Here is a 15,541-nt window from a genome sequence, read left to right on the forward strand (position 1 = left end):
CGCCCCCTCAGGGCTTCAGCCGGTGATCAAATCCCCGATTGAAGAACGCAGCTGACCGCCGCCTGAAAGACAGCGCGCATCCGTTCATATTATAAGCCCCGAATATTTATATCCGGCTTATTTCCCGCCGTTATCCGATACGTCAAGGCTGCTTCAGCCCGGCTTTTTTGCATCGTAATAACCGGATCTTATCAGACCTTTCCGCATTTAAACGCCCATATCATCTCATTCGTAAGGCTTATGCTGTTTTCCTTTGCCTCAAGCTCGTCCCGTCGGACCCATTTCGCTTCGGAAAGCTCCTCCTGATCCATTACGATCCTTCGCGAGCCCTTTGCCTTCGCAAAAAATCCTATCAGCATATTCTGAGAAAACCCCCAGGGCTGGCTTCCGAAATATTTCAGCTCGGTTATTTCTATTCCCGTTTCCTCCATTACCTCGCGCCTCGCCGCCTGCTCGGCGGTTTCCCCCATTTCCGCAAAGCCCGCTACAAGAGCGTATTTCCTGTAGCTTCCTCCCGCATATTTTGTGAGTATGATCGAATCGGTTCTGTCGTCGGTAACCCCTACGACTACCGCCGGAGATATTTTAGGAAATATCTCGTTTCCGCACCGCGTACATATCATACATCTTTTCTCAGGCCTATGAACCGTTTTTCCGCCGCACTTTCCGCAGAACCTGTTTTCCATGTGAAAGCGGTAGTAATGATAGCCGGTTACCGCCGCAAACTGCCGAAGCCCCGGACTTACGGTCTTGATACGGTCTATGTCCTGGTATTCAAAGCCCTCCGCTTCAGGCTTTTCTCCGAGCGAAAGCAAAAACCTTTCCCCTCCCGCCCTGAAGGCGTGAACGGCTGAAATGGTACGGTCAAAATCGCATATACGGGGCAGGCGAAGCTCTCCGTCACTGACAGAGCAGAGCGCCGTTTTGCCGTCGTAGGCTAAAACTACGTCCCTTTCAGCTCTCTCGGAGCCGTCGTATTCAATACGGAAATCTACGGCAAAATCCTGAAACATATACTCACCTGTTCTGATCTAATAAAAATTCTTTACGCTTCTGAACTCATTGTTTACTATGTCCGCCCGCCCCAGTCCGAGAAACTCTCCGTCAAAGCCGAAAACGCAGAAAACCTGTCCATGAGCCTTTTCCGGCTCCTTGATCCCTGCCTGCTCAGGTCTTAGCTTTACTCCGTTTTTATAAAGCGCCGTATTTTTTTCTCCCAGCCGCAGCTCCTCATACTCTCCTCTGAAACAATCCTCCAGAGGTCTTATCAGACCGCCGAGCCTGTTTTCATCGGCAGCCTGCTGAATTTCCTCCGGCGTACAGCACTGCTCCAGCGAAAATCCCGCGGCATTGGTCCTTACCAGCGACGTCATCGTTCCTCCGCAGCCGAGAGCTTCTCCTATATCGTTGATAAGCGTCCGTATGTACGTTCCACGGCTTACCGAAACGCGCATTCTGCCCTCTCTTTTTTCAGGGTCGTATTCAATTATATCTATATAATCAATATGTCTGGGTCTGGCTTCACGCTCAACGGTTTTTCCCTGCCTTGCAAGCTCGTAAAGCTTTTTGCCGCCGCTCTTTACCGCCGAATACATGGGCGGAAGCTGCATAATATCGCCTATAAATCCCTGTTTCACCGCTTCCAGCCGTTCAAGACTCACGCTCTCTCCGCTTTCGGAAAGAACCCTGCCGGTTATATCCTGTGTATCAGTAGAAATACCGAGCCTGAACCCAGCGAGATAGATTTTTTCCGAATCCCCAAGCAGGTCGCAGGCCTTTGTGGCTTTTCCGGCAAAAACCGGCAGAACTCCCGTCGCCATGGGATCCAGAGTCCCCGCGTGACCAAGCCTTCTGAGCTTAAGTATTCCCCTGAGCTTTGCCACAACGTCGAAGGACGTCCAGCCCTGCGGCTTATTTACGGGAATTATCCCGCACAGCTCTTTATTTTTCTCCATATCAGCAGCCCAGAACCTCTCTTACTCCGGCGAGCACCTTTTCCTTTACCTGCTCCAGAGTTCCCTGTATTTCGCAGCCCGCGGCGCGTATATGTCCGCCGCCGTTGAACCTTCTGCAAAAAGCCGAAGCGTCTATCTCCTCGGTGGTTCTCACCGAAAGCTTGTAAACGTCCTCGTGACGCTGCTTTATCGTTATCCCTATCTTGACTCCCTCGGTCGAAAGGGGAATAGAAGCCATTCCCTCAAATTCCGCCTGCTCCACTCCGCAGGAATTCATCATTTCCGTAGTAAGCACGATAATGGCGCACCTGTCCTCAAAAAAATACTCCATTGCCTCGATAACCTTCTGCTCGGCAATAAGCCTGCCCTTGCTCTTGACATCGAACATTTTACGGTTTATTATCGAAAAATCAATATCGTACCGCATAAGCTCCGCCGCGGCGATGTGCGCTTCGGGAATAGTATTTTCATATTTAAAGCAGCCCGTATCGGTAGCGATACCGGTGTATAGACATTTTGCCACCTGAGCGCTGACGGGGCGTCCCATATATTTGAAAAGCTGATATAATATCAGACAGGCGGCGGAAGCCCTGCCGTCTACATAGCTCTGCTTCGCGTAATATTTATTGGATATATGATGATCTATGCATACGTCTATAGCTCCCTCCTCCGCGAAAGCCGAAAGATGGCTTCCCAGAAGCTGAGTGTCGGCAATGTCCACCGCTATAACGCTCTGCGGCTCGAACTCCTGAACATAATATCCGTCGTAAAGAAAGTTGTATCTGACAGGAAAATTCTCGCTGTTGAGCACATTAGCCTTTTTTCCCATATCCCTGAGATAACCGCACAGCCCGAAGCCCGCTCCGAGGGTGTCGCCGTCGGGGCTTTTATGGGTCAGGATCAGGTAGTTGTCATGAGTCTCCAGATATTCCTTCAGCTCTCCAAAATCCATAGATCCGTTCTCCTTTCCGATTAAATATCATATCCGTCTGACGGCTATTCCTCCGGATCGTCCTCCGCAGGCTCCCGGCTTCTGATATCTTTCAGCTTGTCGAATATCCTCATCGAATATTCCGCCGAATCGTCCGCGATAAATTTAAGCTCGGGACATTTTCTCAGCTTCAGCACGTTGGATATCTCCCTTTTAAGATAGCCCGAAGCGCTTTCAAAGCCATAGACCGCCTCTCTTGCCTTTTCCATGCCCTCAAGACTGGATATATATACCTTGCAGAACGATCCGTCGCTTGAAACGTCGCATCTTACCACGGTAAGCATATCGCCGCCGTTTATCCTCGGATCCTTGAGATCCCTCATTTTGCCTGAAATAATCCTGCGTATATCCTCCGACATACGCCCAGCCTTAAAACCAGCCATCATTAACCTCCATACTGACCGCGCCCGTATTTACCGCGGCCGCCTTAGCAGGCAGTCCGCACGGTCTGCTCAATCCCGGTACTCCTCCATATAGAACGCCTCGAAAATATCGCCTTCCTTGATGTCGGAGAACTTCTCCAGCGTAATACCGCATTCGTAGCCCTCGGCAACTTCCTTTACGTCGTCCTTGAATCTCTTGAGAGAGGACATCTTATCCTCGGCAATAACAATACCGTCTCTTACAACCCTGATCTCGTTGCTTCTTCCGACCTTTCCGCTGAGAACGTAGGAGCCTGCGACGATACCGACGTTTGTGATCTTATAAACCTGTCTTACCTCTACTCTCGCCGTCTCAACCTCTCTGAACTTAGGCGCGAGCATTCCCTTCATCGCGGTGGATATCTCCTCTATAGCGTCGTAAATAACCCTGTAAAGGCGTATATCTACTCCGTCCCGTTCCGCGGAATCCTTGGCGACAGGGTCGGGGCGTACGTTGAAGCCGACGATAATAGCGTTTGAAGCGTTGGCAAGCATAACGTCGCTTTCGGAAACCGCTCCTACGGCTCCGTGAATGACCTTTACCCTGACCTCGTCGTTTGAAAGCTTTTCAAGCGACTGCTTTACAGCCTCCACCGAGCCCTGAACGTCCGCCTTAACTATAAGCGGCAGCTCCTTCATTTCTCCCTCGGAGATCTGAGCGAACAGATTGTCGAGAGTAACCTTCTGGTACTGCTTGAACACCTCTTCCTTCGCCTCGTGCTTTCTCTGCTCCACTAGCTCTCTGGCAAGCTTTTCGTCCGCGACGGCGTTAAAGGTGTCGCCGGCGCTTGGAACCTCTCCAAGACCCGTTATCTCAACAGGCGTGGACGGACCCGCCTTGTCTATTCTTCTGCCCTTGTCGTTCGTCATTGTCCTTACTCTGCCCACAGCGGTTCCGGCAATGATAACGTCGCCCGTATTGAGCGTGCCTCCCTGAACAAGAACCGTAGCTACAGGTCCCTTGCCCTTGTCAAGCCTTGCCTCGATAACGGCGCCCTTGGCAAGCTTGTTGGGATTTGCCTTCAGCTCTCTTACCTCCGCTACCAGCAGAATGTTTTCAAGCAGCTCGTCAATGCCCATTCCCGTCTTAGCCGATACGGGAACCGCGATAATATCGCCGCCCCATTCCTCGACTACAAGACCGTGTTCGGTAAGCTCCTGCTTTACCTTGTCGGCATTTGCCCCTTCCTTGTCCATCTTGTTTATAGCCACGATAATGGATACTCCCGCCGCCTTTGCGTGGTTGATGGATTCCACCGTCTGCGGCATTATTCCGTCGTCCGCCGCGACAACAAGGATAGCTATATCAGTAATGTTGGCGCCTCTGGCTCTCATGGACGTAAACGCCTCGTGTCCCGGCGTGTCAAGGAAGGTAATTTTCCTGTCGTTGTAATAAACCTGATAAGCGCCTATGTGCTGCGTGATTCCGCCTGCCTCTCCCTCGGCGACATTGGCGTTTCTTATTCTGTCAAGAATCGAAGTCTTTCCGTGGTCAACGTGACCCATAACGACTACTACAGGACATCTTTCCTCAAGGCTGTCCTCAGGGTCCTCCTCGTCCGCGATAAGACGCTCCTCAATGGTTACGATTACCTCCTTCTCAACCTTCGCGCCCAGCTCGTCGGCGACAAGCGCGGCGGTATCAAAGTCGATAACCTCGTTTATGGTCGCCATAACTCCCAGACCCATAAGCTTTTTGATTACCTCCGTAGCGGTGACCTTAAGCCTGCTGGCAAGCTCGGAAACTACTATCTCGTCCGGGATAAGCACCTTGAGCTGCTGCTTTCTGGCTCTTTCAAGCTCAAGACGGCGCAGCTTTTCCGCCTCAGTCTCCCTTTTATGCGAGTGCTGCTGCTTTTTGTACTGCTGGGATTTCTGAGTAAGCTTCTGCTTCTTTGTAAAATTATCCTTGCTTCTGTTCTGCTTGGTATTTGCAAGCTTGTCGTACTTCTCGTTGTATTTGTCAAGCTCTACATAGCTTCCTCTCGTATCCACCGTTCTGCCCTTTGAAAAGCTGTCGGAAGTCTGCGAAACCGTGTAGCCCTCGTCCTTCGTAAAGGAACCGCCGATGATCTGCTTGACTCCGTGATCCTTCTTCTTTGCCGGCTTTGGCTGCTCTTTTCTGCGCGCGGCCTTGCTTTCGCCCTGAACGGGCTTCTGAGCCTTCGGTTCTTCCTTTACCGTCTGGGACTTCTTTTTCTCCGGCTCGCCCATGCCCTTCTCGGGTTTCAAAGCCTCCGGCTTCTTCTCCTCCTTCGGCTCGGCATTGGCTTCCGGCTTCGGCGCCGCCTTTTTCTCGGTTTTGGGCTTTGCGGGCTTTTTGTCCTCCTTCTTCTCGGGAACAGGCTTTACGTTTGCGGCAAAATATTCATTGAAATTTTCCACCTGATTATTCTGCGTAAAATACTCCAGAACATACCCTATCTCCTCCGGCGTAAGAGAAGCCACCGTTTTCTTGGTTTCTCCCGTCAGCCTCTCAAGACACTCCACGACCTCGCCGTTTGAAAGCTTTAGATCCTTTGCAAGCTCGCTGAGCTTATATTTTTTATTCATATTCATAGGCAAAAATGTCCTCCTTATTTCTTGCTGTTAAAATCGTCCTGGGACGCGGGCACCGGCTCAAGTCCTTTGGCGCAGGCTCTGCACAGACCGTTGTCCGTAACGGCCAGAACCCCGGCTCTCTTCCCCAGATCAGCCCATATCTCGTCCATGCTCAGCCCCAGAGCGTACAGCTCTACGCCGTATCTGGAGCAGACGAATTTTATTTCCTTCAGCGATTTGGACGAAAGATCGTCCGCAATAAAAACTCCCGCCGCGCTGCCGCTCTGGCACGCGGCCTTGACCATATCCATACCTATCTGCAGCTTTCCGGCTTTTCTGCACATGGTCACAAGTCCCATCTTACTGTTCATTCTCCAGCTCAGCCTCCATGCTGTCAAACAGATCCTCGCTTATTCTGCAGGCAAACGCTCTTTCAAACCTGTGAGCGTTTCTTGCTTTTCTAAAGCACTCTACATTCCTGCAAATATAAGCTCCTCTTCCGGTCATCTTTCCGGTAAGGTCAAGCGTTATATCTCCCTCCTTGGATTTAACGAGCCTTATCAGCTCCTTTTTAGGCTTCATCTCGCTGCATCCAAGACACATTCTCATAGGAACTCTTCTGCTTTTCATGGCTTATTCCTCCGCCTCTTCAACGCTCTCCGTCTGTTCAGGCGCTTCCTCCGTCTGAACGGGGACCTCCGGCAGAATATCTATCTTATATCCCGTAAGTCCGGCTGCAAGCTTCGCGTTCTGTCCCCTGTTTCCGATAGCCAGCGACAGCTGGTTATTGGGGACGATGACCTTGCATTCCCTTACTCCCTCTTCCTCTGAAAGAACGACCTGTTTTACCTCCGCCGGCGCGAGAGCCTTGGCGATAAAGTCCGCCTGATCCTCGCTCCAGAGAATAACGTCTATCTTTTCGCCCTTAAGCTCGTTCACTATCGAAGATATCCTGGACTTCTTAGGACCTATGCAGGCTCCCACCGCGTCAACGTTGGGGTCCTTGCTGCATACGGCAATCTTGGACCTTGCTCCCGCGACCCTTGAAATAGCCTTGACCTCTACGGTTCCGTCGGCAATTTCGGGTATCTCCCGTTCAAACAGTCTTTTTACAAGCTCCCTGTGGGTTCTGGAGATCTTGATGGACGGCTTTTTCTCAGGATTCGCGATTCCTACCACATAAACCTTGATTATATCTCCCGCCTTGAGAACCTCTCCCGGTATCTGCTCGTTTCTCACAAGGTAAACCTCGTTTTTGTCGATGGTAAGTACAGCGTTGAGCGTTGCCGGCTCCACCTTCTGAACGGTGGCTGATACGCATTCGTAAACCTTATCCTTATACTGTTCGATAAGCCTTTCGCGCTCAAAATCCTTTATCTCATGCTTTATCGACTGCTTTGCGTTCTGAGCCGCGACTCTTCCGAATTTAGCCGGATTAAGCAGTATCTCCGCCGTTCCTCCGACCCTCGCGTCCTTTGACAGGGTAAGCGCCTCGTCAAGGCTGATCTCGTTGTCCGGATCGAACGGCTCGCCGTCAACGATCTCCTTAAGTATCTTCATCTCGAATTTTCCTGTCTCCGGGTCGATCTCAACGGCAATATTCTCGCTGTAAGGATAATCCTTCTTTATCGCCTTCATTATACCCTGCTTTACAGTTTCAATAAGAACCTCGGCGTCAATGTTGTTTTCCTTTTCAAGCAGACTGAGCGCCTCAAAAAAATCGTTATTCATTTTTCCAATCAATCCTTCCGATAATTATTCTTTATTTTAAAATCTATCTGAATGTACACAAACCGTACAGCTCAATATAAAAGCCCCGGCTTCTCCGGCGGCTAATTCTGAAACAGGTCCGCGTCGTCGTAAAGCTTTACCGACGCGCACTCCTTGATGATAAACTCAGCCGGCTCCAGCACGTTTCCCTCCTCGTCGGTGAGGTGACAGTAAAGCTTCTCCTTATCGTATCCGTCAAGTCCGGCTATAAATTCTTTTCTGCCGTCCCTCGGACGTATAAGCTTTATTTTTATAATATCGTTTATGCAGGCCTCAAAGTGCTCCGGACGCTTAAGCTCTCTGCCCAGCCCCGGACTGCCTACCTCCAGCACATAGCTTTGGGCTATAGGGTCCGCGTCGTCCAGCAGACTGCTCAGAGGTCTTGTCAGCGCCTCGCAGTCGTCCATGCCGACTCCGCCGTCCTTGTCGATAAAAACCTTCAGATACCAGGTCGCACCTTCCTTCTCGAACCTTACGTCCCAGAGAAAAAGCCCCAGCTCTTCGCAGAGCGGCTGCGCAAGTTCCTTGACCTTCTCCGCGGTATTTTTCTTCTCCAATACTATCCCGTTCCTTTCACCGAAGCGCTTTCCGCACTTCCGCCCCTATACAAAATCAAAAGACCGGAAATTTATTTCCAGCCTTTCATTAAACGTATTACATATAGTATACCACATAAAATCAGCGTTTGCAATACCCAAAAAGACTTTTCTCAGCCAGAAAATGAATTTTATATAAACATTTTGGAAACATTTACACCGTCATGTCTTTTCAGGAGGGTTTGGCGCCTTTTTTCTGTTTTTATTGATACCCTCTGCAAAATCTATAGGAACCGTAAAAAGAATTCCCGTATTCGGCATGGACAGATCGCCTACCGTATTGTAAACGACCTTTCTGGCAAGCTCCAGCTGATCGTTTCTTATAACCGAAAGTATCGTCCTGTTATCCTCGTTACCGCTGAACAAAGCCCTGATCGAAGCGCTCACAAACGAACTGTCAAGCTTTGAAAGGGTCATCGCAAGCCCCGATGATTCAATTATCGTCGCTCCTCCTATTCCTGCGGCGGAAAGCCCCTCCAGAAGATAATCCAGAGCGTCGATCTTATTCAGAATTATAACCATCAGCTTCATTAAAGCAGTCCCCCTTCTGTAAATTCTGTAGCGGTCCGTCAAAAGCGAGGGCGGAATCCCGCGGCTTCGGGCTATAAAGCTTCAGCCCTCGCCTTCCTCCGAAGAAATTCCCTCGCCCTCCGCCTCTGTTTTCTCATAAGCGTCCGCAAGAGCGGTCCTGAATTCGTCGGAAACCGTAAAATGGCTTTCGTCCGTCCAGGTCCCCTCCGGAACAAGCTTAATGGCAGGCTCGAGATTTTCACCCAGCATTTCGGTTATGTAAGACTTGTGCAGCTTAAACGCGTTATTGGTAAGATTAGTATCTGAATTTGACGTCATAATATTATATATGTTGTCAAGATTGTTCTTTGTGATATTTTTCTGCTGAAAAGCTCCGTTTACCAGCTGATAAAGAACTTCCCCCAGAAACTTCATGTTTCCGCCTCTTCCCTCTGAGAAAACCGGATACTGGCAGATAAGGCGTATCTCTCTGCCCGAAAGGGAAACCGCCTGTCCCGAACGATAGGAAACGTCGTTCGCGTCGTTTTCCTGCGAAAGATAATACAGATCCTCAGGCGGCGTGTAAACAATTCCGCCCAGAATATCCGCCACGCTTTCAAACGCGCTGTTCTCAAGGGAAACGTAATAATCGGCTTCGATCCCGAAGGTCTGCTCCACCGCGTTCACAAGCCTTTTTATTCCTCCGTCCGCATATATCTCCCTGAAGGTGGAAGCCCCGTCGGTAACGCTTACCGTAAACGCGGAGCAAGGCGTTACGACTATCTGGTTCTTTTCGGGGGATACCCTCACCAGCGACAAGTCCACAAGCACGTTTTTGCTGTTTACCCTGGCATACATGGTGTTGTAGGACTGCACAAGCGAAACCGTTTCCCCGCCGTCATCCTTGTTCCAGGAATTCATCCTGTCGATGAGAAATACTGCAAATACCGCGAACACCGCCAGAAAAACCAGCATTGTCGCAAAATACACCAACGCCACCGGCGCCTGCGATCTTTTCCTTTTATTTTTTGCTTTACCGGACATATAAATTAAACGCTCCTTACATAAAAACTTTCCTGGTGTATAAAAAAACACTTGAACATTTCACGATTTAGGTGTAAACTATTATAGGACGTTAAACTTTTTGACCGAGTCTATGTAAAACACGGGGTTGTTGTCAAGCTCGATTATATTAAGCTCCAGACCCGACGCCTTCGCCATATTTATGGTCTGCATCGTTCCCGAGCCTCTTATCTTCCGCTTGTACACCCCGATTATTCTGGAGGAATTGTCCACCATAAACCGGTTTCTACGCCTGTAGCAGTCCTTTTCGTATTTGTCGCATATGTGAACCACCCTGTCGCAGCTCTGGATTATAACGCTGTAAATGTAGCGGTCAAGCGGGTCCGTAAGCTCCCTCAGCCCCTGATTTTTATAGGGAAGGGCGCATATAAGGCTTATGTCGAACCCCTTTCTGTGAATAAGATTATGAACGATCTCCGCGCAGATCAGGTCCGTTCCCTCCGCCATTCCGGAAATAAAGGTTTTATAACCGTCGTTTACCGCGTTTTCCACGGCAAGCTGAATATTGCTGATAAGGCACTTCATCCCCTGCTTATCCCTGTCGCCGAAAAAAGGCAGGTCACGGCTTCTGTGACCGGTAAAGCAGCAGGTGGTCGCCTTGTCGATTCCATAGCTCTCAGTCATAAAAAAGACACACTCTTTCATAAAGACGGCATAACCGCCGCAGGCTTGATTAAATTATATTATACCACATTGTCCGGCGTTTTTCAATAGCGTATTTCAAAAAAGAATACAATTCCGCGCCGCGGCAAATATTTTATGAAACGGAGGAATACCCGCTGCTTTATACGCTGCTTACATCATGCGGGCGATCATAAATGAACTATCTTAAACGAGCGTGGGCGGAAATTCATCTCGACCGCCTTGAAAAAAATCTGATCGGCTATAAAAGCCTTCTGTGCCCGGAAAACGAGCTGATGTGCGTCGTAAAGGCTTTCTGCTACGGACACAGCGACGAAGCCATATGTCCCTACCTTGAAAACAGGCTGGGAGTCAGGTGGTTCGCCGTTTCAAACGAGATCGAAGCTCTGCGCCTGAGGAAAATGGGAATAAAGGGAGAGATCCTTATTCTCGGCTACACTCCCCCCGAAGCGGCAGAGCTGCTTTATGAAAACAATATTATTCAGGCGGTAACGGAATATTCCTACGCCCGGCTTCTTTCACAGCATTCAAAGGGCGGGACTATCCGCTGCCATGCGGCGGTGGACACGGGAATGACCAGAATAGGCGTTCGGGGAACTGCCGGCGAAATATGCGGCGAGCTTGAGAAAATCTCCGCGCTGCCCGGGATTTCCCTTGAAGGTATCTTTACCCACTATGCCGCCGCCGACAGCGCCGAGCCTGACGATATCGCCTACACCAAAGCTCAGACCGATAGCTTCTTTAAAGTATACGACGAGCTTTGCTCACGCGGCATAAGGCTTCCTCACGCGCACTGCCTCAACTCCGCCGGAGGCGTCTATCACGCGGATCCCCGCAGCACTCTGGCAAGGCTGGGAATTATCCTTTACGGGCTTATGCCCAGCACCTCCACCCCCCTGCCCTTCCGGCTTTCTCCGGTAATGGAGCTGAAAGCGGCGGTCTCACAGGTAAAAACCGTAGAACCCGGGGTGTTTGTCAGCTACGGACGAACCTACAGAACAGATAAGCCAACCGTTCTCGCCACAATTACCTGCGGCTATGCCGACGGTTATCCGAGGGCTCTGTCAAACAAGGGCTACGTTATAATCCATGGCAAGCGCGCCCCCATCGCCGGAAGGATCTGCATGGATCAGTTTATGTGCGACGTTACGGATATTGAAAACGTCCGCCCCGGCGACACGGCGGTGCTTATCGGCTCGGAGGGCGGAGAATCCTGCACCGCCGACGACATAGCCGACCTTATCGGAACTATCGGCTATGAAATAGTGTGCCAGATCTCGGCGCGCGTTCCCAGAGTGATCTATGAAAATTCCGACCAGGTCGGAGTATATTACCCCTGAGCGGGAGCTCCGGCGCTCCTGCCCGTATTTATCAACAGAAAGAGGATTGCGGAATGATAACTGAAAATTTCGACGTTATAATAATCGGCGCCGGTCACGCGGGCTGCGAAGCGGCGTTGGCGGCGGCAAGATTGGGACTGAAAACAGCGATTTTCACCATAACGCTGGACGGAATAGCGAATATGCCCTGCAATCCCTCCATCGGCGGAACCGCCAAAGGTCATCTGGTGCGTGAAATAGACGCCCTGGGAGGAGAAATGGGCAGAGCGGCGGACGCTACCTTCCTTCAGAGCCGTATGCTCAACAGGGGCAAAGGTCCGGCGGTACACAGCCTTAGAGTGCAGTCTGACAGGGTCGCGTACCATACATATATGAAGCAGGCTCTGGAGCGCTGCGAAAACCTGCGTATCAAGCAGGATGAAATATGCGAAGTTACCGCTGAAAACGGCGCGGTTACGGGAGTTGTTACAAGACTTGGCACACAGTACGGAGCCAAAGCGGTGATAATCGCCAGCGGAACCTATCTTAACGGAGAGATCCATGTGGGAGCGGTGTCCTACCCCAGCGGCCCCGACTCGGTGCTGCCCGCCAGCTTTCTTTCCGCTTCTCTGGAAAAGCTGGGGATCAGGCTGCGCAGATTCAAAACGGGAACTCCCGCAAGAGTGCATAAAAGGTCTATAAACTTCGATCTGCTTGAAAAACAGGACGGCGACGCGGATATAACGCCCTTTGCTTTCGACAACGATAAAAAGCTTGAAAACAGAGTATCCTGCTACGTTGCATATACAAACGCCGAGACCCATAAAGTAATAAGGGAAAATATCCACCTGTCGCCTATCTATTCCGGCAGGATACAGGCGGTAGGACCAAGATACTGTCCCTCTATCGAGGACAAGATAATGAGATTCCCCGACAAGCCCCGGCACCAGCTTTTTATAGAGCCTATGGGACTTGACACCGACGAATACTATCTTCAGGGCATGAGCTCGTCGCTTCCCGAATGGGTGCAGCTCAAATTTCTCAGAACAATAAAAGGCCTTGAAAATGTAGAGATCATGAGAAACGCCTACGCAATCGAATACGACTGCTGCGACCCGACGGACCTGCTTCCGACGCTGGAATTCAAATCGGTCAAGGGTCTTTACGGAGCAGGGCAGTTCAACGGAACCTCCGGCTACGAGGAGGCCGCGGCGCAGGGGCTTGCCGCCGGAATAAACGCCGCTCTGAAAATAAAGGGAAAAGAGCCTCTGATTCTTGACAGAGCCTCCTCATACATCGGAACGCTTATAGACGATCTTGTGACGAAGGGCTGCTCCGACCCCTACAGAATGATGACCTCAAGAAGCGAATACAGACTGCTGCTCAGACAGGACAACGCCGATATAAGGCTTACGCCCAAGGGTCATGAAATAGGACTTATTTCGGACGAAAGATATGAAAAGCTGCTTGAAAAGGAAAAAATGACGGACGGCGAGGTAAAGCGGATCTGGAAGGTCAATCTCGGCCCCTCGGAGGAGCTGAACAGCTTTCTTGAAAACGCCGGAACGGAACCTCTTTCAACGGGAATAAAGCTTGCCCAGCTGCTTCGCCGCCCGCAGGTGTCATACGATTCCCTTGCCCCCTTCGACCCCGAACGCCCCCAGCTTCCCGCTCAGGTAAAAGAGCAGGTGGAGCTGCAGGTAAAATACGAGGGCTATATAAAAATACAGCTGGAGCAGGTCGAAGCAATGCGGAAGCTTGAAGAAAAAGCCCTGCCGGCAGACGCCGATTACTCTCAGATACGGGGGCTTCGCCTTGAAGCGGCGGAAAAGCTCAGCCGTATCAAGCCCCTCAGCGTAGGTCAGGCGAGCCGTATCAGCGGCGTTAATCCCGCCGACGTCAACGTGCTGCTCATCTGGCTCGCGCAGCAGTCCCGCGGGCAGGCCGGCGAGTAAAACCGTATAAAGAAAAAGCGAGGAACAAACAAATGATGATACCCAAAAGCGACGCCGTCAGGCTTTTCGGCGGATACGGACTTGAGCTGAACGAAAGCCGATATGAAAAGCTCTGCCTATACGCAAAGCTGCTAACTGAATGGAACGAAAAGATAAATCTTACCGCTATAACCGATCCGGAGGGGATAACGCTGAAGCACTTTTTCGACAGCGTTTATCCGTTTACGCTTTTTGAATTGCCGGAAGGAGCAAGCGTTATAGACGTCGGAACGGGAGCCGGCTTCCCCTCCTGTCCGCTGAAAATATTTAGGGAGGACATAAAGCTTACCCTGCTGGACAGCCTGAACAAAAGAATAAAATTCCTGACGGAGCTTTCAGACGCTCTGGAGCTTGAAGCGGAATGTGTCCACGGCAGAGCGGAGGAGCTGGGAAGAGCCCCCGCCCGCCGTGAAAAATACGACGTCGCCGCGGCCAGGGCAGTCGCCAATCTCACGCATTTATGCGAATACTGCCTGCCGTTTGTAAAAGTCGGCGGAATCTTTGCCGCTCTTAAAGGCCCCGACGGGAAAAACGAGCTGGCGAAAGCCGGAAACGCCGTAAAGCTTCTCGGCGGAAGCGTGGAAAAATGCGTTGAATACGCCCTGCCCAACGGCGATATGAGAACGCTTATCCTGATACGAAAAATAAGCCCGACTCCTGAAAAATACCCCCGCCCCAAAGGTCAGATGACTAAAAGGCCTCTTTGAGCAATTTTTCAGCAAAGCCTGTTCCGTTCAAAACCTGAAACTTAAACAAAACAAATTGCTTTTTACCCTTTGTTTTATGTGTTTTGCCTAAATAGAAAGGAAATATTTTGTTCAGATTTATTTAGGTTTTTAATGAAATTACTATTGACAAATGCGAAAATTTAGTTTAATATTATTATGTTAGATTGTATTATTCCGAATATGAAAAATATACAGGGAGGAAATGTTTATGTCAAAATTCTGTACTACCTGCGGCGCTCAGCTGGATGACGGCGCAACCTTCTGCACAAGCTGCGGAGCGGCTCAGCAGGAACAGCCCAAGCAGGCTGAAAAGACCGCTTCTGCCGGAGAAACCGTTAAAAACACTTTTAACGGTATAAAGGACAAGGTAAATGTCGACGCGGTAAAGGATTCGCTTTCGATGGAGAACATCAAGAATCTGAAAACAAATCCCAATAAGAATACTCTTATAGCTCTGGCTTGTATCGCCGTTGTAGCGATTCTGGTAATTATTCTTGTATTAAACCTGATTTTCGGCGGCAAATACAAGAAGCCTATCGCGAATATGCTTGATGGTATGGAAAAAGCCGACGCGGCCGTTTTTATGAAGTCGGTTCCCAAATGTCAGCTTGATTATCTCGAAGAAACCTATGTTGAAGATTATGAGCAGTATGACAGCGTAGAAGAGTATTTTGAGGAAAGCCTTGATACGATGATGGAATACATGGAGGAAGAATACGGCAACGACGTAAAGCTTTCCTACAGCGTTGAAAAGAAAACCAAGCTTTCTGACAGCAAGCTCAAGAGCATAAGAAAGGACCTTGAGGACAGATACGATACCGACGTTGAGGTTACAAAGGGCTATAAGGTAAAGACCGAGATTTCCATCAAGGGCGACGACGACGATGACGACGATACCGTAACGTTTACGGTCGCTAAGGTTGACGGAGATTGGGTTATCGTTGAAGGAAGTCTTTTCTGATCTGACTTACATACGTTGAACTGACAGGG

At 50.2% G+C, this 15,541-nt stretch carries 16 protein-coding genes; 4 read left to right on the forward strand and 12 right to left on the reverse strand.

Going from position 1 to position 15,541, the window contains the following annotated elements:
- Positions 1–191: 191 nt before the first annotated feature.
- The 12 genes from nudC to EIH25_RS07715 all read right to left on the reverse strand — a co-directional run bounded on the left by nudC (position 192) and on the right by EIH25_RS07715 (position 10,513).
- Positions 192–1,013 (reverse strand): NAD(+) diphosphatase, encoded by an 822-nt coding sequence (nudC, locus tag EIH25_RS07660; protein WP_124100309.1) that lies wholly within the window; start codon positions 1,011–1,013, stop codon positions 192–194.
- Positions 1,014–1,031: 18 nt separating this feature from the next.
- Positions 1,032–1,955, reverse strand: a complete 924-nt coding sequence (gene truB / locus EIH25_RS07665; protein ID WP_124100311.1) for a tRNA pseudouridine(55) synthase TruB — start codon at positions 1,953–1,955, stop codon at positions 1,032–1,034.
- Position 1,956: 1 nt separating this feature from the next.
- On the reverse strand, positions 1,957–2,907 hold the full coding sequence (locus tag EIH25_RS07670; RefSeq protein WP_124100313.1) for a bifunctional oligoribonuclease/PAP phosphatase NrnA: 951 nt from the start codon (positions 2,905–2,907) through the stop codon (positions 1,957–1,959).
- Positions 2,908–2,951: 44 nt separating this feature from the next.
- Complete coding sequence (rbfA, locus tag EIH25_RS07675; RefSeq protein ID WP_124100315.1) at positions 2,952–3,329, reverse strand: 30S ribosome-binding factor RbfA; 378 nt, start codon at positions 3,327–3,329, stop codon at positions 2,952–2,954.
- A 69-nt stretch (positions 3,330–3,398) separates the two neighbouring features.
- Entirely contained in the window at positions 3,399–5,921 is a 2,523-nt protein-coding gene (gene infB / locus EIH25_RS07680) for a translation initiation factor IF-2 (RefSeq protein WP_124101298.1), read from the reverse strand.
- A 23-nt stretch (positions 5,922–5,944) separates the two neighbouring features.
- Positions 5,945–6,280, reverse strand: coding sequence for a ribosomal L7Ae/L30e/S12e/Gadd45 family protein (locus EIH25_RS07685; protein ID WP_124100317.1), 336 nt, complete (start codon positions 6,278–6,280; stop codon positions 5,945–5,947).
- On the reverse strand, positions 6,270–6,539 hold the full coding sequence (locus tag EIH25_RS07690; protein ID WP_124100319.1) for a YlxR family protein: 270 nt from the start codon (positions 6,537–6,539) through the stop codon (positions 6,270–6,272). The genes EIH25_RS07685 and EIH25_RS07690 overlap by 11 nt, the downstream gene beginning before the upstream one ends.
- Positions 6,540–6,542: 3 nt before the next feature.
- Positions 6,543–7,640 carry a transcription termination factor NusA gene (gene nusA, locus EIH25_RS07695; protein ID WP_124100321.1) on the reverse strand — a complete coding sequence of 366 codons (1,098 nt, stop codon included), beginning with the start codon at positions 7,638–7,640 and terminating at the stop codon, positions 6,543–6,545.
- Between the two features lie 101 nt (positions 7,641–7,741).
- Positions 7,742–8,236: a ribosome maturation factor RimP gene (rimP, locus tag EIH25_RS07700; protein ID WP_243113118.1), complete on the reverse strand. Its 495-nt coding sequence runs from the start codon at positions 8,234–8,236 to the stop codon at positions 7,742–7,744.
- Between the two features lie 201 nt (positions 8,237–8,437).
- Positions 8,438–8,806 (reverse strand): hypothetical protein, encoded by a 369-nt coding sequence (locus tag EIH25_RS07705; protein WP_124100325.1) that lies wholly within the window; start codon positions 8,804–8,806, stop codon positions 8,438–8,440.
- Between the two features lie 81 nt (positions 8,807–8,887).
- Positions 8,888–9,829 (reverse strand): LCP family protein, encoded by a 942-nt coding sequence (locus tag EIH25_RS07710; RefSeq protein ID WP_124100327.1) that lies wholly within the window; start codon positions 9,827–9,829, stop codon positions 8,888–8,890.
- Positions 9,830–9,910: 81 nt separating this feature from the next.
- Positions 9,911–10,513: an SLOG family protein gene (locus EIH25_RS07715; protein ID WP_124100329.1), complete on the reverse strand. Its 603-nt coding sequence runs from the start codon at positions 10,511–10,513 to the stop codon at positions 9,911–9,913.
- Between the two features lie 173 nt (positions 10,514–10,686).
- Between EIH25_RS07715 and alr the strand changes: the two genes are divergently transcribed.
- The 4 genes from alr (at position 10,687) to EIH25_RS07735 (ending at position 15,512) form a co-directional block, all read left to right on the forward strand.
- Positions 10,687–11,850, forward strand: a complete 1,164-nt coding sequence (gene alr / locus EIH25_RS07720) for an alanine racemase (RefSeq protein WP_124100331.1) — start codon at positions 10,687–10,689, stop codon at positions 11,848–11,850.
- Positions 11,851–11,903: 53 nt separating this feature from the next.
- The gene (gene mnmG, locus EIH25_RS07725; RefSeq protein WP_124100333.1) at positions 11,904–13,784 is read left to right on the forward strand and encodes a tRNA uridine-5-carboxymethylaminomethyl(34) synthesis enzyme MnmG; all 1,881 of its coding nucleotides are present in this window, start codon (positions 11,904–11,906) and stop codon (positions 13,782–13,784) included.
- Positions 13,785–13,816: 32 nt separating this feature from the next.
- Positions 13,817–14,530, forward strand: coding sequence for a 16S rRNA (guanine(527)-N(7))-methyltransferase RsmG (gene rsmG / locus EIH25_RS07730; RefSeq protein ID WP_347561939.1), 714 nt, complete (start codon positions 13,817–13,819; stop codon positions 14,528–14,530).
- 229 nt (positions 14,531–14,759) lie between these two features.
- Positions 14,760–15,512: a zinc ribbon domain-containing protein gene (locus EIH25_RS07735; protein ID WP_164489192.1), complete on the forward strand. Its 753-nt coding sequence runs from the start codon at positions 14,760–14,762 to the stop codon at positions 15,510–15,512.
- Positions 15,513–15,541: the final 29 nt, after the last annotated feature.

The sequence above is a fragment of the Ruminococcus sp. Marseille-P6503 genome, assembly GCF_900604945.1.
In the GTDB taxonomy this organism is placed as follows: domain Bacteria; phylum Bacillota; class Clostridia; order Oscillospirales; family Ruminococcaceae; genus FB2012.